General features: G+C 73.4%; 16 protein-coding genes. 1 reads left to right on the top strand and 15 read right to left on the bottom strand.

The features are described from left to right. Positions 1-1,283 precede the first annotated feature (1,283 nt). From ACZ4K2_RS20105 to ACZ4K2_RS20035, 15 genes are all read right to left on the bottom strand, one after another. Positions 1,284-2,021 (bottom strand): sirohydrochlorin chelatase, encoded by a 738-nt coding sequence (locus tag ACZ4K2_RS20105; protein ID WP_467474711.1) that lies wholly within the window; start codon positions 2,019-2,021, stop codon positions 1,284-1,286. A 1-nt stretch (position 2,022) separates the two neighbouring features. Next, positions 2,023-2,907, bottom strand: coding sequence for an ABC transporter permease (locus tag ACZ4K2_RS20100; RefSeq protein WP_467474713.1), 885 nt, complete (start codon positions 2,905-2,907; stop codon positions 2,023-2,025). Next, positions 2,894-3,673, bottom strand: coding sequence for an ABC transporter ATP-binding protein (locus tag ACZ4K2_RS20095; protein WP_467474715.1), 780 nt, complete (start codon positions 3,671-3,673; stop codon positions 2,894-2,896). Before ACZ4K2_RS20095 ends, ACZ4K2_RS20100 begins: the two co-directional genes overlap by 14 nt. 35 nt (positions 3,674-3,708) lie before the next feature. Then, positions 3,709-4,815, bottom strand: coding sequence for an aliphatic sulfonate ABC transporter substrate-binding protein (locus ACZ4K2_RS20090; RefSeq protein WP_467474717.1), 1,107 nt, complete (start codon positions 4,813-4,815; stop codon positions 3,709-3,711). A 223-nt stretch (positions 4,816-5,038) separates the two neighbouring features. Then, complete coding sequence (locus ACZ4K2_RS20085; RefSeq protein ID WP_467474718.1) at positions 5,039-6,373, bottom strand: sulfate adenylyltransferase subunit 1; 1,335 nt, start codon at positions 6,371-6,373, stop codon at positions 5,039-5,041. A 2-nt stretch (positions 6,374-6,375) separates the two neighbouring features. After that, positions 6,376-7,311 (bottom strand): sulfate adenylyltransferase subunit CysD, encoded by a 936-nt coding sequence (gene cysD, locus ACZ4K2_RS20080; protein ID WP_467474720.1) that lies wholly within the window; start codon positions 7,309-7,311, stop codon positions 6,376-6,378. Then, positions 7,308-7,844, bottom strand: coding sequence for an adenylyl-sulfate kinase (gene cysC / locus ACZ4K2_RS20075; RefSeq protein ID WP_467474722.1), 537 nt, complete (start codon positions 7,842-7,844; stop codon positions 7,308-7,310). The genes cysD and cysC overlap by 4 nt, the downstream gene beginning before the upstream one ends. Before the next feature lie 26 nt (positions 7,845-7,870). Next, positions 7,871-8,581 (bottom strand): phosphoadenylyl-sulfate reductase, encoded by a 711-nt coding sequence (locus ACZ4K2_RS20070; protein ID WP_467474724.1) that lies wholly within the window; start codon positions 8,579-8,581, stop codon positions 7,871-7,873. Further along, entirely contained in the window at positions 8,578-8,760 is a 183-nt protein-coding gene (locus ACZ4K2_RS20065) for a hypothetical protein (protein WP_467474726.1), read from the bottom strand. The genes ACZ4K2_RS20070 and ACZ4K2_RS20065 overlap by 4 nt, the downstream gene beginning before the upstream one ends. Continuing rightward, positions 8,757-10,454, bottom strand: coding sequence for a nitrite/sulfite reductase (locus ACZ4K2_RS20060; RefSeq protein ID WP_467474728.1), 1,698 nt, complete (start codon positions 10,452-10,454; stop codon positions 8,757-8,759). The genes ACZ4K2_RS20065 and ACZ4K2_RS20060 overlap by 4 nt, the downstream gene beginning before the upstream one ends. A 128-nt stretch (positions 10,455-10,582) precedes the next feature. Then, positions 10,583-10,666 (bottom strand): putative leader peptide, encoded by an 84-nt coding sequence (locus ACZ4K2_RS20055; protein ID WP_345942706.1) that lies wholly within the window; start codon positions 10,664-10,666, stop codon positions 10,583-10,585. A 127-nt stretch (positions 10,667-10,793) separates the two neighbouring features. Continuing rightward, a complete protein-coding gene (locus ACZ4K2_RS20050; protein ID WP_467474729.1) occupies positions 10,794-11,366 on the bottom strand; it encodes a GNAT family N-acetyltransferase in 573 nt (190 codons plus the stop codon). A gap of 68 nt (positions 11,367-11,434) precedes the next feature. Then, the gene (locus tag ACZ4K2_RS20045; protein ID WP_467474731.1) at positions 11,435-12,769 is read right to left on the bottom strand and encodes a hypothetical protein; all 1,335 of its coding nucleotides are present in this window, start codon (positions 12,767-12,769) and stop codon (positions 11,435-11,437) included. A gap of 190 nt (positions 12,770-12,959) precedes the next feature. Next, positions 12,960-14,264: a GAF domain-containing protein gene (locus ACZ4K2_RS20040; protein ID WP_467474733.1), complete on the bottom strand. Its 1,305-nt coding sequence runs from the start codon at positions 14,262-14,264 to the stop codon at positions 12,960-12,962. A 389-nt stretch (positions 14,265-14,653) separates the two neighbouring features. Beyond that, a complete protein-coding gene (locus ACZ4K2_RS20035) occupies positions 14,654-16,291 on the bottom strand; it encodes an acyl-CoA dehydrogenase family protein (RefSeq protein ID WP_467474735.1) in 1,638 nt (545 codons plus the stop codon). Positions 16,292-16,422: 131 nt separating this feature from the next. Here ACZ4K2_RS20035 and ACZ4K2_RS20030 point away from each other — a divergent pair, with 131 nt between their 5' ends. Beyond that, positions 16,423-17,637, top strand: a complete 1,215-nt coding sequence (locus tag ACZ4K2_RS20030; RefSeq protein ID WP_467474737.1) for a YihY/virulence factor BrkB family protein — start codon at positions 16,423-16,425, stop codon at positions 17,635-17,637. The last annotated feature ends 42 nt before the right edge of the window (positions 17,638-17,679 follow it).

Below are 17,679 nucleotides of genomic sequence, written 5' to 3'. Positions count from 1 at the left end.
GGCAGGGAGCCGCTTCGTCATTACGCAGCCTTGTTGAACAAGTCACAGCCGTGCGCAGAGGTTGCCCCGGGCACCGCTCATCGGCCAGAGTTTCGCGGAGCCCGCCCCGGAGCGGGCCGCGGCCGTCGTGCCCGCCCCCACGGGGCACGACGGCCGCACCCCCGGACGCCGTCCGGTCAGGGCCCCGGCCGGCCCGTACGACGGCGCGGCCCGCCGCGGTCACACCGCCGGACCCGAACCGGCCGGGACCCTCGACGGCTTCCGGCCCGGCCTCCCGCCCTCCGGGCCCGCGCCCTGGTGCACGCCCTCCGGCACCCCCTCCCCGTGTGGACCGAGCGGTGGCCCGATGGCCGATATCCGTCGCTGTCGCGGGTGCCGTGTGACGCGCGGCCCGCCTCCGGCGCAGAAGGGAGAGCCGTCGCGGTCCGACGTCACAGGGGAACGCCGGACCGCGGCGGCCGATACCACTCGACCAGCCCCCGCCGGGCCGGCTCACCGAGCCCCGCGACGCGCCCCCGGGGTGGGGGCCGCGGACGGCCGGAGACGACGGATGAGGGGGACGGGCGGATCGGCACCCGACGGGCCGGGCAGGCGCCCGCCGGCCGCCATGGCGCCGGGCGCCACGACCCTGACGGTGCCCCGCACCCGCACCCGCGGCCCGCGAGCCGCCGGCGGCACGGGTCCCCGCCCGCGTCCCGCCGTCATGGCACCGGCGGTCGACGGACCCCGGTCACTCGGACAGCTGACGGCGATTTTCGGCCCTGCTGCGTTCCACCGGAACGCCCTGTCTTTGTGCACGGTCCGACGCGGCTTGCACGACGAACCCGCACGGCGCGCCGAGACCATGGGCCCGGCCGCCCGACGGCCGGCCCGGACGCGGGCACCGGCCCGGCAGCGAGGACGGCGAGGGGCACGTACCCCTTCGGCGCCGCCGCGCCGGGGACGAGCGCCATCGCGGCGTCCGCGGGCACCGGCGGCCTCGGCCACACCCGCCGGCTCACCCTCGCTCCCGGCCCCACCGGGAAACCGCCGCGCCGCGTTGCCGACCCGGAACGACGGGCCCCGGCGGCCGCCGCACGGCACCGCCCGGACCACCGGACCCGTCCCGCGCGGTCCGGCGGGGATCCGGCCGTGTCGTCCGGGCTCGGGCCGCTCGGTCTCCGGCGCCGTACCCGGTGCGCCGACCGGCCGGGCACCGGCCGGACCGCCGGATCCGTCCCCCGAGCTCCGACGGGCCCGGTCGTAGCGTCGGCGCGGGTCCCGGCGGGTCCGGCCGCCGTGGGTCAGGCGCCCAGTGCGGTCAGTGCCGGCCGGCGGGCCCGGTCGTAGCGCCGCAGCAGTACCCGTGCGACCTCCGGGGCCGCGCCCAGCACGTCGGCCAGTACGTCCGCCCCGGCCGCGCCGCGCGCGATGCGGTCCGGCAGGAAGCCGGGGGCGAGCACGTACGGCGCCACGGCGACCCGGGCACAGCCGAGCCGCCGCAGTTCGCGCACCGCGTCCTCGGTACGCGGCAGAGACGCGGAGGCGAACGCGGGCCGCACGGCGCACCAACCGGTGTGCCACCACTCCCGCGCGATGTCCGCGATCACCGCGATCGCCTCCGGGTCGGAGGACCCCGCCGAGGCCAGCACGACCCCGGTCGAGGACTTGTCGGCGGGCGACAGCCCCGCCTCGTACAGGCGCCGTTCCAGCGCGGTCAGCAGCAGCGGCGACGGGCCGAGCACCTCCGCCTGCCGGATCCGCAGCCGCGCCGGGGCGTCCCGCAGCACGGCCGGGATGTCGGCCTTGGCGTGGAACGCCCGGGTCAGCAACAGCGGCAGGGCGACGACGTCCCGTACCCCCTCCGCCGCCAGCGACTCCAGCACCCCGTGCACGGACGGGACGTTGAAGTCGAGGAAGCCGGTCTCCACGCGCAGGCCGGGTCGCAGCGACCGCACCCGCTCCACCAGGGCGTGCACGGAGCGGGCGTGCCGCGGATCGCGGCTGCCGTGGGCGATGACGAGGAGTACCGGCCCGCGCATGTCAGCCCTTCACCAGCAGTCCGCGGCTGCGCAGCACCCACCGCTCCAGCGGGCTGAAGATCAGCAGGTCGATGGCGATGCCGACGAACAGGATGAGCAGGATCGCCTCGAACACCATCGCCATGTCGCTCGCGGTGCGGCCGTTCTCCAGCAACTGGCCGAGGCCCACGCCCAGGTCGGGGAACTGGGCGATGATCTCCGCGGCCATCAGCGAGCGCCAGGAGAAGGCCCAGCCCTGCTTCATGCCGGCCACGTAGCCGGGCAGCGCGGCCGGCAGGGTCACGTGCCAGGTGCCCTTCAGACCCGTCGCGCCCATCGTGCGGCCCGCGCGCAGGAACAGCGGCGGCACCTGGTCCACGCCGGACACCAGGCCGTTGGCGATCGAGGGCACCGCGCCGAGCAGGATCACCGCGTACATCATCGAGTTGTTCAGGCCGAACCACACCACCGCGGGCGGCACCCACGCCACCGACGGCAGCGACTGCAGGCCGGACAGGATCGGCCCGATGGCCGCCCGCACGAACTTCACCCGCCCCACCAGCAGCCCCAGCGGGGTGCCGATCAGCAGCGCGAGGCCGAAGCCGAGCAGACCGCGCGAGACGCTGGTCCAGATGTAGCCGAGCAGCTTGCCCTGGAGCCAGGCGTCGCGGAAGGTGTCCCAGACCGCGGCCGGCGTGGGCAGCCTGGTCGGGTCGTCGACGATCTTCAGGCTGATCAGGCCCTGCCAGACCACCAGCACCACGACGACGGCGATGACCGGTGGCACGATCTTGTCGACGAGGGTCCTGCGGAACGGGGCACGGCCCGACTGCGCGGTCTCCAGGGCGTCGAGGCCCGCCTCCACGCTCCCCGTGCCGGGGGCGGTGGTCGTCTCAGTGCTGGCCATGGCGGCGGATCTCCCCACGCAGTACTTCGGTGATCTCGAGGGACAGCTCCGCCACGGGCGCGTCCTCGATGCGGCGCGGCTGCGGGATGCCGACCTCCCACTCGCGGGCCACCCGGCCCGGCCGGGAGGACAGCAGGACGACCCGCTGGGCCAGCCGCACGGCCTCGCGCACGTTGTGCGTCACGAACAGGACGGACAGCCCGGTCTCGGCCCAGATGCGGGTCAGCTCGTCGTGCAGCACATCCCGCGTGATCGCGTCCAGGGCCGCGAACGGCTCGTCCATCAGCAGCAGGCCGCTCTCCTGCGCCAGCGCGCGGGCGAGCGCCACCCGCTGGCGCATACCGCCCGACAGCTCGTGGACGCGCTTGCCGTGCGCGCCCTTCAGCCGTACGAGCGCGAGCAGCTCCTCGGCCCTCTCGCGCCGCTCGGGCTTGGGCACCCCGCGCAGCTTGAGGGCGAGTTCGATGTTCTTGCCCGCGGTCAGCCACGGGAAGAGGGCGTGCTCCTGGAACATCAGGGCGGGGCGGCCGCCGGTGTGGATGGACCCGGCGGTGGGCCGGTCCAGGCCCGCCACCAGGTTCAGCAGCGTCGACTTGCCGCAGCCCGAGGCCCCCAGGAGGGTGACGAACTCGCCGGGCGCGACATCGAGGGTGATGTCGTCCAGGACGAGCTGCTGCCCGCCCGGTCCCGCGAAGGACTTCGAGACGTGCTCGAGGCGTGCGGCGTACTCGACCGACGGGGCGGCCTCGGTCAGGGGCGTGGCCATGGTCGTCACCTCCTGGGTTCTCGTCGGGATGTGCGTCAGCTGGTGCCGAGGCCGGCCGCGTCGACCGGGCTCGCGCCTTCGGCCTTGAGGACCTTGTTGAGGATCGTCAGGTCGTAGATCCCCTTGAGGTTCGGCTTGTCCAGCAGTCCGGCCTTGACCGCGTGCGCGGCCTCGGCGTCGAGGGTGGCGGCCAGCGGGTCATCGGTGAACTGGATGGACTTCCAGGCCGGGTCGAGGACCTTCGCCGGCAGCGCCTTGCCGGAGTCGCTCTCCAGCTGTTCGTTCGCCGCCGCCTTCGCCTCGTCCGGGTTGGCGTTGATCCACTTGTTGGTCTCGACGGCGGCCCTCAGGACCGCCTCGACGGCCTTCGGGTGGTCCTTGAGGAACGCCTGCCGCACGATGATGTTCGTGATCACGAACTTCTTGTCCGGCCACAGCGTGGCCTCGTCCAGCAGCACCTTGCCGCCCTCGGCGACCAGCTTGGACGCGGTCGGCTCCGGCACCCAGGCGCCGTCGATCGAACCGGCCTTGAAGGCGTCCGGCGTCACCTTGTTGTCGCTGCGGACGACCGTGACGTCACCCTTGCCGCTCTGCGCGTCGACCTTCCAGCCCTGCTCCGCGACCCAGTTGAGGAACGCCACGTCCTGCGTGTTGCCGAGCTGCGGGGTGGCGATCCTCTTGCCCTCGACGTCCTTCAGGGAGGAGATCTTCTTCGGGTTCACGACCAGCTTCACGCCGCCGGACGCCGAACCGCCGATGATCTTCAGGCTCTTGCCGTCGGACTTGGTGTAGCCGTTGATCGCCGGGGACGGGCCGATCCAGCCGATGTCTATGGAACCGGAGTTGAGCGCCTCGATCTCGGACGGGCCCGCGTTGAACTTGGCGGGCTTGACGACGGTGGCGCCCAGCTCCTTCTGGAAGAAGCCCTTGCGCATGCCCACCAGGGCGGTGCCGTGGGTCAGGTTCCCGAAGTAGCCGATTCTGACGGAGTCGAGTCCGTCGGTCTTCTCGGCCCCGGCGGCGACCTTCGCGGTGTCGTCGTCCTTGGAGTCGGAACCGTAACCGCAGGCGGTGAGGGCCAGCAGGGGAAGCGCGGCGATCACGGCCAGGCCGCGGGGGAACGGGGAGCGGGAGGCAGGCACGGGAGGATTTCCTCTCGTCGGCCCGGCGGTCACGGTGTCTCAGGCCGTGGCCGGGAGGTCGGCAGGTCTGCGTTTACGGCGGTGGGGGGTGAGGGCGCGCAGGCAGTGCGCGTACGTCAGCGCACACATCGCGCCACCCCGCCCTGCCCGCTGCCGAGCGCACCGCTGCCGACGCGGCCGCCCTCCTTCGCGAACTCTGCGTAGTAGTCGGTGGAGTTCATGTTCAGAAGTCCCATCCGTCGTCCTCGGCGGCGTCCTGAACCGGCTCGGGAGCGGCGAACGACTGACCGACCATGCCCGCGGTGAGCGTGGTGCCGTCGGCGGGGTCGATCAGGATGAAGGATCCGGTGCGGCGCGAGTCCGCGTAGGAGTCGACGGGCAGCGGCTCGGCGGTGCGGACCGTCACCCGGCCGATGTCGTTGGCGACGAGCTGCCCCGGGTGCGGGTGCAGGGAGAGGTCGTCGAGCGTGAGCCGGGACGGGATGTCCTTCACGATCGCCTTCACGGTGCGCGTGCCGTGCTTGAGCAGCACCCGGTGCCCGACGGTGAGCGGGGCGTCGGCGACGTGGCAGACGGTCGCCTCGACGTCCTGGGTGGTGGCCGGGGCGTCCTGCGACGGCACGATCAGGTCACCGCGCGAGACGTCGATGTCGTCCTCCAGCAGGAGCGTCACCGACTGCGCCGTCCAGGCCGCGTCGACCGGCTCGCCGAGCAGGTCGATGCCGGAGATCTTCGTGGACCGCCCGGAGGGCAGGACCGTGACCTCCTCGCCGACCCGGAAGGTGCCGGCGGCTATCTGGCCCGCGTAGCCCCGGTAGTCGGGGTGCTCGGCGGTCTGCGGCCGGATCACGTACTGCACGGGCAGCCGGGCGTGGCAGTGCGCCAGGTCGTGGCTGACCGGCACGGTCTCCAGGTGCTCCAGCACGGTCGGACCGCCGTACCAGTCCATGTTCGCGGACGGCTCCACCACGTTGTCACCGACCAGCGCCGAGATCGGCACGGCGGTGACCTCGGGGACGCCCAGCTCGGTCGCGTACGCCGTGAACTCCTCGGCGATGGCGGCGAAGACGCGCTCCTCGTACCCGACGAGGTCCATCTTGTTGACGGCGAGGACCACGTGCGGGACCCGCAGCAGGGCGGCGATGGCCGCGTGCCGGCGGGTCTGCTCGACCACCCCGTTGCGGGCGTCGACCAGGACCACGGTCAGCTCGGCGGTGGAGGCCCCGGTGACCATGTTGCGGGTGTACTGCACGTGGCCCGGGGTGTCGGCCAGGATGAACCGGCGCCGCGGGGTGGCGAAGTAGCGGTACGCCACGTCGATGGTGATGCCCTGTTCCCGCTCGGCGCGCAGGCCGTCGGTGAGCAGGGCGAGGTCCGGGGCGTCCTGGCCGCGGTTCGCGGAGGCGCGCTCCACGGCCTCCAGCTGGTCGGCGAGGACCGACTTGGAGTCGTGCAGCAGCCGTCCGACGAGCGTGGACTTGCCGTCGTCGACGGAGCCGGCGGTGGCGAACCGCAGCAGCGTGGTGGCCGAGAGCGCCTCGGTCGTGGTCGTGCTCATGCTTAGAAGTACCCCTCGCGCTTGCGGTCTTCCATCGCGGCCTCGGAGAGCTTGTCGTCGGCGCGGGTGGCGCCGCGTTCGGTCAGCCGGGACGCGGCGATCTCGGCGATGACCTTCTCGATCGTGTCGGCGCCGGAGTCGACGGCACCGGTGCAGGACATGTCACCGACGGTGCGGTAGCGCACCCGGCGCGCCTCGACGGTCTCGCCGTCCTTCGGACCGCCCCACTCCCCGGCGGTCAGCCACATGCCGCCGCGCCGGAACACCTCGCGCTCGTGCGCGTAGTAGATCTCGGGCAGCTCGATGGACTCGCGGGCGATGTACTGCCAGACGTCCAGCTCGGTCCAGTTGGAGAGCGGGAAGACCCGTACGTGCTCGCCGGGGGCGTGCCGGCCGTTGTAGAGGTTCCACAGCTCGGGACGCTGCCGGCGCGGGTCCCACTGGGAGAACTCGTCGCGCAGGGAGAAGACGCGCTCCTTGGCGCGGGCCTTCTCCTCGTCGCGGCGGCCGCCGCCGAAGACCGCGTCGAACTTCTCGGACTGGATCTTCTCGGTCAGCGGGAGGGTCTGCAACGGGTTGCGGGTGCCGTCCGGGCGTTCCCTGAGCACACCGCGGTCGATGTAGTCCTGGACGGACGCCACATGGAGGCGCAGCCCATGGGCGGCGACCACACGGTCGCGGTACTCGAGGACCTCGGGGAAGTTGTGTCCCGTGTCCACGTGCAGCAGGGAGAAGGGCACGGCGGCCGGCGCGAACGCCTTCAGCGCGAGGTGCAGCATGACGATGGAGTCCTTGCCGCCGGAGAACAGGATCACCGGCTTCTCGAACTCGCCCGCCACCTCGCGGAAGATGTGCACCGCCTCGGACTCCAGCGCGTCCAGGTGCGACAGGGCGTACGGGCTCTCCGTACCGCCCTCCACCTCGGCGACCGTGGTCATGCCAGTCCCCTCTCGCTCAGCAGCGCGTACACCGACGCCGCGGACTCCTGGACCGTCTCGGCCTGCGACTCGATCCGCAGGTCGGGCGTCTCCGGTTCCTCGTACGGGTCGTCCACCCCGGTCAGCCCGGTCAGCTCGCCCGCGGCCTGTCTGGCGTACAGCCCCTTCACGTCGCGCACGCTGCACACCTCGACCGGGGTCGCCACGTGCACCTCCAGGTACGGCGTCCCGTTCTCCTCGTGCCGCTTGCGCACCGCGTCCCGGCTGTCCGCGTACGGCGCGATCACCGGCACCAGCGCCTTGACGCCGTTGCGGGCCAGCAGTTCCGCGACGAAGCCGATGCGCTGCACGTTGGTGTGCCGGTCCTCGCGGGAGAAGCCGAGGCCCGCCGAGATGAACTCGCGGATCTCGTCGCCGTCGAGCACCTCGACGCGGTGGCCCCCGGCACGCAGCCGGTCCGCCAGCTCGTACGCGATGGTGGTCTTGCCGGCGCTCGGCAGACCCGTGAGCCAGACGGTGGCTCCGGTCGTCACGTGACTCTCCTGAATCTGGTCGTTCGTCATCCGTGCAGTCCGCACTCGGTCTTGGCGCGGCCCGCCCAGCGGCCGGCCCGCGCGTCCTCGCCCTCCAGGACCCTGCGGGTGCACGGGGCGCAGCCGACGGAGGCGTAGCCGTCCATCAGCAGCGGGTTGGCGAGCACGCCGTGTTCGGCGATGTACGCGTCCACGTCGTCCTGGGTCCAGCGGGCGATCGGCGACACCTTGACCTTGCGCCGCTTCTCGTCCCAGCCGACCACCGGGGTGTTCGCCCGGGTCGGGGACTCGTCGCGGCGCAGGCCGGTGGCCCACGCCCGGTAGCCCTTCAGCCCCTCCTCCAGCGGCCGCACCTTGCGCAGCCTGCAGCACAGGTCGGGATCGCGGTCGTGCAGCTTCGGGCCGTACTCCGCGTCCTGCTCGGCGACCGTCTGCCGCGGCGTGAGGGTGATGACGTTGACGTCCATCACCGCCTCCACGGCGTCCCGGGTGCCGATGGTCTCCGGGAAGTGGTAGCCGGTGTCCAGGAAGACGACGTCCACCCCCTTCAGCACGCGCGAGGCGAGGTGCGCGACCACGGCGTCCTCCATGGAGGAGGTGACGCAGAAGCCGCTGCCGAAGGTGTCCACCGCCCACTGGAGGATCTCCAGCGCGGAGGCGTCCTCCAGATCGCGGCCCGCCTGCTCGGCCAGCTTCCTCGACTCGTCGTCCGTACGCTGTTCCTGAGCCGTCGTCATGCTCGGTCATCCCCTCCGTCGTCGGCTCGCCGCAGTCCCCGGGACAGCAGCCCGAGGAACTTCAGCTGGAATGCGCGGTTGCACGCCCCGCATTCCCAGGCGCCGTGGCCCTGCTCGTTCGGACGCAGGTCCTCGTCTCCGCAGTACGGGCAGTGGAAGGGCGCGGCCCGTTCGGTCACGACAGGGCCTCCTCGGAGGCGCGGGCGGCCCAGGTGGCGAACCGCTCGCCGTCCGCGCGCTCGGCCTGGAAGCGCGTGAGCACCCGCTCGATGTAGTCGGGCAGTTCGTCCGACGTCACCTTCAGGCCGCGCACCTTGCGGCCGAAGCCCGGCTCCAGTCCGAGGGCGCCGCCCAGGTGCACCTGGTAGCCCTCGACCTGCTCGCCGCGGTCGTCCAGGACGAGCTGGCCCTTGAGGCCGATGTCCGCGACCTGGATGCGGGCGCAGGCGTTCGGGCAGCCGTTGAGGTTGATGGTGATCGGCTCTTCGAAGTCCGGCAGGCGGCGCTCCAGTTCGTCGATGAGCTGCGCGCCGCGCTGCTTGGTCTCGACGATGGCGAGCTTGCAGAACTCGATGCCGGTGCAGGCCATGGTGCCGCGCCGGAAGGAGGACGGCCGGGCGGTGAGGTCCAGCGCCTCCAGGCCCTCGACCAGCGACTCGACCCGGTCCTGCTCGACGTCCAGGACGATCATCTTCTGCTCGACCGTGGTGCGCACCCGGCCGGAGCCGTGCGCCTCGGCGAGGTCGGCGACCTTCGTCAGGGTGGCGCCGTCGACCCGGCCGACGCGCGGCGCGAAACCGACGTAGTAGCGGCCGTCCCGCTGCCGGTGCACGCCGATGTGGTCACGCCACCGCTGCACCGGCTGCTCGGGGGCGGGACCGTCCACCAGTTCGCGCTCGAGGTACTCGGTCTCCAGCACCTGCCGGAACTTCTCCGGGCCCCAGTCGGCGACCAGGAACTTCAGCCGGGCCCGGTTGCGCAGCCGGCGGTAGCCGTAGTCGCGGAAGATCGAGATGACGCCCTCGAAGACGTCCGGGACCTCGTCGATCGGCACCCAGGCGCCGAGCCGGACGCCCAGCTTGGGGTTGGTGGACAGGCCGCCGCCGACCCAGACGTCGAAGCCGGGACCGTGTTCCGGGTGCCGTACGCCGACGAACGCCACGTCGTTGATCTCGTGCACGACGTCCAGCACCGGCGAGCCCGAGATGGCCGTCTTGAACTTCCGGGGGAGGTTCGAGTACGCCTTGTTGTTCAGGACGCGGCGCTTCATCTCCTCCAGGGCCGGAGTGGCGTCGATGATCTCGTCCTCGGCGATGCCCGCCACCGGGGAGCCGATCATCACACGCGGGGTGTCACCGCACGCGGTGACCGTGGACAGGCCCACGCCCTCCAGGCGGTCCCAGATCTCGGGCACGTCCTCGATGCGGATCCAGTGGTACTGGATGTTCTGCCGGTCGGTGATGTCCGCCGTGCCCCGTGCGAACTCCTGCGAGACCTCGCCGATCACCCGGAGCTGCCGCGTGGTCAGCGCCCCGCCGTCGATGCGCACCCGCAGCATGAAGTGCTCGTCGTCCAGCTCCTCCGGCTCCAGGATCGCGGTCTTGCCGCCGTCGATCCCGGGCTTGCGCTGGGTGTACAGCCCCCACCAGCGCATCCGGCCGCGCAGGTCGCTCGGGTCGATCGAGTCGAAGCCCCGCCGGGAGTAGACCGTCTCAATGCGTGTCCGCACATTGAGACCGTCGTCGTCCTTCTTCACCTGCTCGTTCCCGTTGAGCGGGGTGAAGTGGCCGGCGGCCCACTGGCCCTCGCCACGGTGACGGCTCACCTTGCGGCGCGGCGCTGAGGCGGCAGGGTTCTGCGGGGTGGCGGCCATGGTTGATACGTCCTTCGGGACAGACGGGGACAGGGCTCTGACCTGCATGTACGTGCGCATGCGGACATGAGCGCGCGGCGCTGCGCACACGGGGGCAGGTGCAGGGGAGAACGGCGGTGCTGCGGGCGTCAGCTCGCCGGACAGATGGCGCTGGACATGCGGCCGAGGTCGACGTGCCGCCGACTCACCAAGGCAACTCCAGTTCCGGACATGACGGAAGCGTGTCACGGCGCTCTGGACACAGTCCAGCTTTATCCGTCATGTGGACACCCTTGTCCCACACTGTGGACAAGGGTGTCGTCGCTCACATGTGCGCCGAGAGGGCTTGTCCCGGGCGGATCAGGCGGGGTAGGCCCCGGGCCACGGTCCCGGAGTGGCCACCTCGGGCTCCAGCTCCACCTTGGTGTCGAAGAGCTTGAAGCCCCGCCGCTGGTAGTTGGCCATGGCGTGCTCGCCGTCCTTGCTGCACGTGTGCAGCCACACCCGCTTGGTCGGCGTCCGTTCCGGCAGCCGCTCGCCCAGGTCCCAGGCGCGGGCCGTGCCGTACGACAGCAGGTGGCCGCCGATGCGCCGGCCGCGGAAGGCGGGGATCAGCCCGAAGTAGACGATCTCCACCACTCCCTCGTCATGCCCCTCCATTTCGACGTACCCGGCCGGGGTGCCCCGGTCGTACGCCACCCAGGTCTCCACGCCGGGCCGCTCCAGGTACTCCCGCCACCGCGCGTGGCTCCAGCCCAGCCGGTCGGTCCAGCGGATGTCGCCGCCGACCGACGCGTACAGGTACCGGCTGAACTCGGGGGAGGGCACCTCGGCGCGGACGATCCGGACGTCCCCGCCGGGGGCGGCGGCGGGCAGGAGGTCGGACGGCGAGGTCTGCTCTAGGGACCAGGTGGTGACAGGAACGCTGCTCATGGCGGCCAGGGAATCATCCCGTCTCCGGGTCTGTCGATCGGCCGGGTCGCGCCGGCGCCCGGCGGGGATCAGTCCAGGGCGCGGTCGAGGCCGGCCAGGGGCAGCGTGAACAGCATGCGGTCCGAGAGCGACCAGACCTCGCCCGTCTCCTGCCCGTAGGAGAGGGAGCCCGCCCCCTCGGCCCAGCAGCGGTCCGAGGCGTCGGCGCCGCAGCGGGCCGTCCGGGCGCCCGCGGTGTCCTGCCGCGACAGCCCGCCGTGACCGTCCCGCTCATCGGGCAGCCGTCCCACATACCAGGACGTTCGGTCCGCCCCGGCCTGCCGGTGGGACAGCACCCCGCGGATCCCGGACGCCCGGGTGCGGTAGGCCTCCACCGCGTCCACCCGTCCCGCGGCGTCGGTGGCCAGCGGTCCCGGCCGTGCCGGGTCGGTGCCGAAGGAGTAGCGCCACAGCCGGGCGCTGCGGTCGTCGCCCGGGGCCGTCCACTCCGCGGCGACCAGGCTGTCGGGTGCCGTGCCGCGGTCGACGGCGAGCGCGCCGGGGCACGGCGGCCCGGCGGGGGCGCAGCGGCCGGCGGCGAACCGGTAGGAGCCGACCGCGGGCAGCACGTAGCCGTGGCCGTCGGCGGACCAGCCGCCGGGCACCCGGCCTACCGCGGGCCCGTCGACCGTGGCGCGCTGGATGCGGTCGAGGTCGTAGACGTAGAGCGCGTCGGCGCTGCCGGCCGCCGTGGTGACCAAAAGCTTGTTCCGGTACCAGGCCATGCCGGAGACGTCGGAGGCCAGCCCCCGGTAGTCCCGGCCGCCGTCCACCGGCACCACCAGCAGCACCCAGCGGTAGGAGAGGTGCGCCGGATCGTCCGCGTCGACGAAGGCGATCCGGGCCAGGCCCCGTTCGCCGGGGCGGCCGGTGTCGCTGCTGTGGGTCCAGCCGGCCAGGACGACCCGGTGGCCGTCCGCGGTCCCGCCGCGGCCGGCCCCCTGCGGGGTGGTCACCGAGGCCGGCCGCCAGTCGTCGGCGGCGGTGTCGGCCGGGTCCCAGCAGTAGGCGCGAGTGGTGGCCGGGCCGGCGGGCAGGGACGCCCGGTCGTCGGCGGAGCAGTCGGCGGACGCGCCCAGCCGCCGGTCGGCGGTGCGGAGCACGGCGTCCACGCCGACCGGGCGGCCCATCGCGGCGCTGAGCCGGTCCAGGGTGCGGGCCGGGACCAACTGCTCCCGGAGGCGCAGCGGGCCGGTGTCCGCCGGGGAGGTGAGCGGCCTGAGCGCGCCGGGGCCCTCGGTGATCTCGGCCTGGGAGGTGGTGATCAGGGTGGCGGCTGCGGTGAGCGCCAGCGCGGTGCCGGTCAGGACGGCGCGCAGTGCCGCGCCCCGTCTGCGCCGGCGGTGTCTGCCGCGATGCTTCATCTCTCCTCCAGAGGGCGGGCCAACTGCGCCTCACGGTCCGTACATTGACGCGAGGAACAGGTGGGGCGGCCCGTACCCGTACGGGATGCTACGGCAGGAACCGGCCGGACAGGGCCGGTACCGCCTGATCCGCCCCGGACGAGCGGTGGGAGCCGCACGACAGGGGCGGGGCGCGGCCGTTCCTCCCCGTTCAGGTCGCTCCGGGCCGGCCCGCCGGGACGGCGTTCCGCTTGCGTGTCACGGCCGGTGCCGTCGACTGGGGGAGCAGGTCGCGGGGTTCGTCGGGAAGGAGCACCTCGACTTCCGCATCGGCGCGGAAGCGGTACGGCCGGTGCTGGATCAACTCGCCGAGGTACCGCCTGATCCTGGACATCTCCGCCCGTACCGTGACGGTTCTGGAGGAGTCTCCGAACAGGTCCCCGGCCAGTCCCGCCGCCCCGCGCCCCGCGGGGTGCTCGGCGAGCAGGAACAGCAACTCGGCGTGCCGCGGACTCAGTTTCCGCGACCAGGAGCCCGCCGGGGCGGCGACCGACACGGTGCAGCGGTCCGGCCGGACCAGGTCCAGCACGATCCGGCGCGCACCCGGGGCGAGCGGTTCGTCCTCCGCGCGCAGCAGCCAGCCCCCGGCCAGCGGCTCCACCGCGCACGAGCCGAGCGGCGGCAGCCACCGGAGGCCCGGCGCGAGCGACTTGGGCAGCGTCACGTGCCGCACGTACGGCATCCCGGTCACCGCGGCCGTCCAGCCGTCGCGGTCCACCACCACGGCCCGGCCGGCCAGCCGGGCCAGCACCGGCGTCGCGACCGCGCGCAGCCGCTCCAACGAGGCCCCGTGCACCTCCCGCAGCCGCGCCTCGGCCAGTTTGGCCACCGAGTCCACCCAGGTGAGGGTGGCCGGATGCATGGTCTCCAGCGGCCCGCTGACGTCCACCACGCCGAGCAGCCGGCCGTCGCGCGGATCGCTGATCGGGGCGCCCGTGCACGTCCACGAGGTCTGCGAGCGGGCGAAGTGCTCCGCGGCGAAGACCTGCACGGGACGCCGTACCACCGCCGGCGTGCCCACCCCGTTGGTGCCGACGACGTCTTCCCGCCAGTCCGCGCCGAGTTCGAAGCCGAGCCGGTCGGCCTTGCGGAGCACCGGCGGCGCGCCCTCCCGCCAGAGCACGCGGCCGTCGGCGTCGGCGACGACCATGATGTGCTGGGCGACGTCCGCGACCGAAACGAGCCCTTCCCGCAGCACCGGCAGCACGTGCCGCAGCGGCGACTCCTCCCGCCGGCGGCGGACCTCGTCGGAGGGCAGCAGCCCGGACCTGCGGTCCCGTTCGGGGTCGACGCCGCTGCGTCTCATCCGCCCCCACGACTGCTCGATCACCGGCCGGGGCGCGATCCGCGCACGTCGCCCGGCGAGGGTCGCCTCACGCACCTCGTCCAGCACCCGCGCCGCCCGCGCCGCGTCCACGGCGGCCAGGCGCGCCACGTTCATCGGCGGGTTCCCCATCGCGGTCCTCCCCGAAACAGACGTCGAACACCCTTGTCAAGCCGCCCGGGCGGCGGTTTCCGGTCCGACTGCGCCTCTCACACTGCCGCTCCGGTCGTGGCGGAGGCACAGACTCCGCACAGCTCGCCCCGTAAGTTGCAACCCCCTGCAACCCTGGTCAACCGACGGAGGGTGGCCGAGACTTGACGACGACGCGTGACGCGTCCGTGGGCTCGACGGGCCCAGCCTCCGGGGGTGGTGCCGTGTCGGCGCAGCACCACCCCCGGCCGCCGGCCTCCGCGCCGCGGGCGGCGGGGCGCGGTCCGGCACTCCGGGCCGCAGCGGCCGGCCGCGGGCGCGCGACGGGTCCACGCACCACCCCCTCCTCCCGGCGGCACCGCCCGGGCGTCTCAGGCGGCCGGGCGGGCCCGGTCCACCACCGCTTCGAGATCCAGGCCCGTCGGCAGGGTGCCGAAGGACGCGCCGTGATCACCACCCAGCCGGGAGGCGCAGAACGCGTCGGCGACCTCCGGCGGCGCGTGCCGCACCAGCAGGGAGCCCTGGAGCACCAGCGCGAGCCGCTCCGCCAGCCGCCGTGCCCGTCCCTCGGCCCCGTCCAGGTCGGCGAGTTCGGCGAACAGGTCCTTCACCGCCCGGTCCAGCCGGTGGTCGGCGCCGTGCGCCCGGCCGATCTCGGTCAGGCAGGCGTCCAGCGCCCGCGGCTCCCGCCGCAGCGTGCCGAGCACGTCCAGCGCCTGGACGTTGCCCGCGCCCGCCCGGAGCGAGTCCAGCGGCGACTGCCGCACCAGCCGGGGCAGCCCGGACTCCTCCACGTACCCGTTGCCGCCCAGGCACTCGGCGGCCTCCACGGTCACCGGCGCACACCGCTTGGTGATCCAGTACTTGGCGGCCGGCACCGCCAGCCGCAGCAGGGCGCGGGCCTCCTCGCCACCGTCGTCGCAGGCCGCGGCCAGCCGCAGCGCGAGCGCGGTCGCCGCCTCCGCCTCCAGCGCGAGATCGGCGAGGACGTTGCGCATCAGCGGCTCGTCCACCAGCTTCCCGCCGGACACCGCCCGGTGCGCGCAGTGGTGCACCGCCTGGGCCACCGCCTGCCGCATCAGCCCCGCCGAGCCGAGCGCGCAGTCCAGCCGGATGGCCGAGAGCGCCCCGGCGAGCGTGCGCGGCCCCCGGCCCTCCTCGCCGACCCGGCGCGCCCAGGTGCCGTCGAACTCGACCTCGGCGGTGGCGTTCGCGCGGTCGCCCAGCTTGTCCTTGAGCCGCTGGAGCAGGAAGACGTTGCGGCCGCCGTCGGGCAGCACGCGCGGGACCAGGAAGCAGGTGAGTCCGCCCGGGGCCTCGGCGAGCACCAGGAACGCGTCCGACATGGGCGCCGAGCAGAACCACTTGTGCCCGGTCAGCAGGTACGTCCCCGCCTCGGCGAGCGGCTCCGCCCGCGTGGTCGTGGCCCGGAGGTCGCTGCCGCCCTGCTTCTCGGCCAGGCTCAGGCCGAACAGGGCGCCGGGCTTCCGCCCGGCGGGCCGCAGCTCCCGGTCGTAGATCGTGGAGGCGATCCGGGGCTCCCACTCGGCGGCCAGCCCCGGGTCGGCGCGGAGCGCGGGCACCGCCGCGTGCGTCGTCGACAGCGGACCGCAGGTGCCCGCCTCGACCTGCGTCCAGACGACGATCCCGGCCGCCCGGCGGACATGGCCGGACGGCCGGGTCCACGCGCCGGTCAGTCCCGCGGAGACGCCCTTGCCGAGCAACCGGTGCCAGGCCGGATGGAACTCGACCTCGTCGATCCGGTGGCCGTAGCGGTCGTGGCTGCGCAGCCGCGGCGGGTTCTCCTCCGCCTGCGCCGCCCACTCGTGCAGTTGCGCCGAACCGGCCGCCCGGCCGAGCCCGGACAACTCCTCGCGCGCCTCGTCCAGGACGTCGGGGGCGGCGTACCGGGCGACGGCCTCCGCCAGGGCGCGGTCGGCGGTGAAGACGTCGTGGCCGGCCAGCGGCGGCGGCTGGTTCGTCACGGTGTGGGTGGGGGTGCCTGCCATGAGGGGAACCTACCCGGGGAGGCGGCGGTGATGGCCTCCAGAGTGGCACACCCCGGCCGCGCGGGCGCCGGATCCGGTCCGCCGGGCCCCGGAAGGTGAGTACGGTCCCGTGCTGCGGATACCTTTGGCTCGTGCAGCCAGCAAGTGAACCCCCGAAGCGGCCGGCCGGCCGGCTCCACCGGGCCAGGGCCCTCTACCGGAACGTCTCCATGCGCAGGACCGCCTGGCTGCTGCTCAAGGACACCGTCAACTCCTGCATGGAGTACCGCATCCTGGGCCTGGCGGCCGAGGCGGCGTTCTTCACGCTGCTGTCGGTGCCGCCGCTGCTGCTGAGCCTGATCGGGCTGCTCGGCTACGTCGACGACTGGACCGGGGCCGACACGATCTCCAGCCTGGAGACCAACCTGCTGGAGGCCTCCCACACGGTCCTGTCCGACAAGGGCGTCAAGGAGATCGCCGAGCCGATCCTGAACGACGTGATGCGGGGCGGCCGGCCCGACGTCATCTCGATAGGCTTCCTGTTCGCGCTGTGGTCGGGCTCGCGCGCGGTGAACGTCTTCATCGACACCATCACCGTGATGTACGGCCTCGACGGCGTCCGGGGCATCGTCAAGACCCGGATCATGGCGTTCCTGCTCTTCATCGTGGCGCTGCTGATCGGCTCGGTGGCGCTGCCGCTGATGGTGGCCGGGCCGGACGCGGTGATGGGGCTCGTGCCCTGGTCGGCGACGGTCGTGCAGGTCCTGTACTGGCCGGTCGTGATCGTCCTGTCCATCGTCTTCCTGACGACGCTCTACCACGTGTCGGTGCCGGTCCGCTCCCCGTGGATCGAGGACGTGCCCGGTGCGCTGGTCGCCCTGGCCATGTGGGTCCTGGGCAGCTTCCTGCTGCGCATCTACCTCACGTACACCATCGAGGGCGCCACGATCTACGGCTCGCTCGCCGCCGCCGTCGCCGTCCTGCTGTGGATCGGTGTGTCCGCCTTCGCCGTGCTCGTCGGCGCGGCGGTGAACGCCGCCATCGACCGGGTCTGGCCGGCCGCGGCCACGGCCGCCGCGCGCGAGGCCAACGAACGGGTGCGGGAGGCGCACGTCGCCGAGTACGTCGCCCGTGCCGCCGCGGCCCGGGAGGCCGACCCCGACGACCCCGACATGCCCTCCGAGTTCCCCGAGCGCTGGTCGCGCTTCCTGCCCCCGGAGGACGTGACGGCCCGCCTGCGCGGCCACGCGAGGAACCCCCACCACGTGCACAAGGCCAACGGGGACGGCGGCGGGACCGATCCCCAGGGCGGCCCCGGGGACGGCGGTCACGGGAACGAAGACGGCCCGGGGCACCCCTGGCCGTGACGACCGGAGGGGGCGGCCCGTTCTCGCCGCCCCCGCGTCCGG

It is taken from the genome of Streptomyces sp. NPDC025833, from assembly GCF_055558055.1.
Note: the sequence above shows the minus strand (reverse complement) of the source record. Positions and strands in the feature narration are given on the sequence as shown.

Coding starts and splice junctions, on each gene's coding strand:
- ACZ4K2_RS20105 (WP_467474711.1), bottom strand. CDS start 2,021: ATGCGCGGGCCGGTACTCCTCGTCATCGCCCACGGCAGCCGCGATCCG.
- ACZ4K2_RS20100 (WP_467474713.1), bottom strand. CDS start 2,907: ATGGCCAGCACTGAGACGACCACCGCCCCCGGCACGGGGAGCGTGGAG.
- ACZ4K2_RS20095 (WP_467474715.1), bottom strand. CDS start 3,673: ATGGCCACGCCCCTGACCGAGGCCGCCCCGTCGGTCGAGTACGCCGCA.
- ACZ4K2_RS20085 (WP_467474718.1), bottom strand. CDS start 6,373: ATGAGCACGACCACGACCGAGGCGCTCTCGGCCACCACGCTGCTGCGG.
- cysD (WP_467474720.1), bottom strand. CDS start 7,311: ATGACCACGGTCGCCGAGGTGGAGGGCGGTACGGAGAGCCCGTACGCC.
- ACZ4K2_RS20070 (WP_467474724.1), bottom strand. CDS start 8,581: ATGACGACGGCTCAGGAACAGCGTACGGACGACGAGTCGAGGAAGCTG.
- ACZ4K2_RS20060 (WP_467474728.1), bottom strand. CDS start 10,454: ATGGCCGCCACCCCGCAGAACCCTGCCGCCTCAGCGCCGCGCCGCAAG.
- ACZ4K2_RS20055 (WP_345942706.1), bottom strand. CDS start 10,666: ATGTCCGGAACTGGAGTTGCCTTGGTGAGTCGGCGGCACGTCGACCTC.
- ACZ4K2_RS20050 (WP_467474729.1), bottom strand. CDS start 11,366: ATGAGCAGCGTTCCTGTCACCACCTGGTCCCTAGAGCAGACCTCGCCG.
- ACZ4K2_RS20045 (WP_467474731.1), bottom strand. CDS start 12,769: ATGAAGCATCGCGGCAGACACCGCCGGCGCAGACGGGGCGCGGCACTG.
- ACZ4K2_RS20040 (WP_467474733.1), bottom strand. CDS start 14,264: ATGGGGAACCCGCCGATGAACGTGGCGCGCCTGGCCGCCGTGGACGCG.
- ACZ4K2_RS20035 (WP_467474735.1), bottom strand. CDS start 16,291: ATGGCAGGCACCCCCACCCACACCGTGACGAACCAGCCGCCGCCGCTG.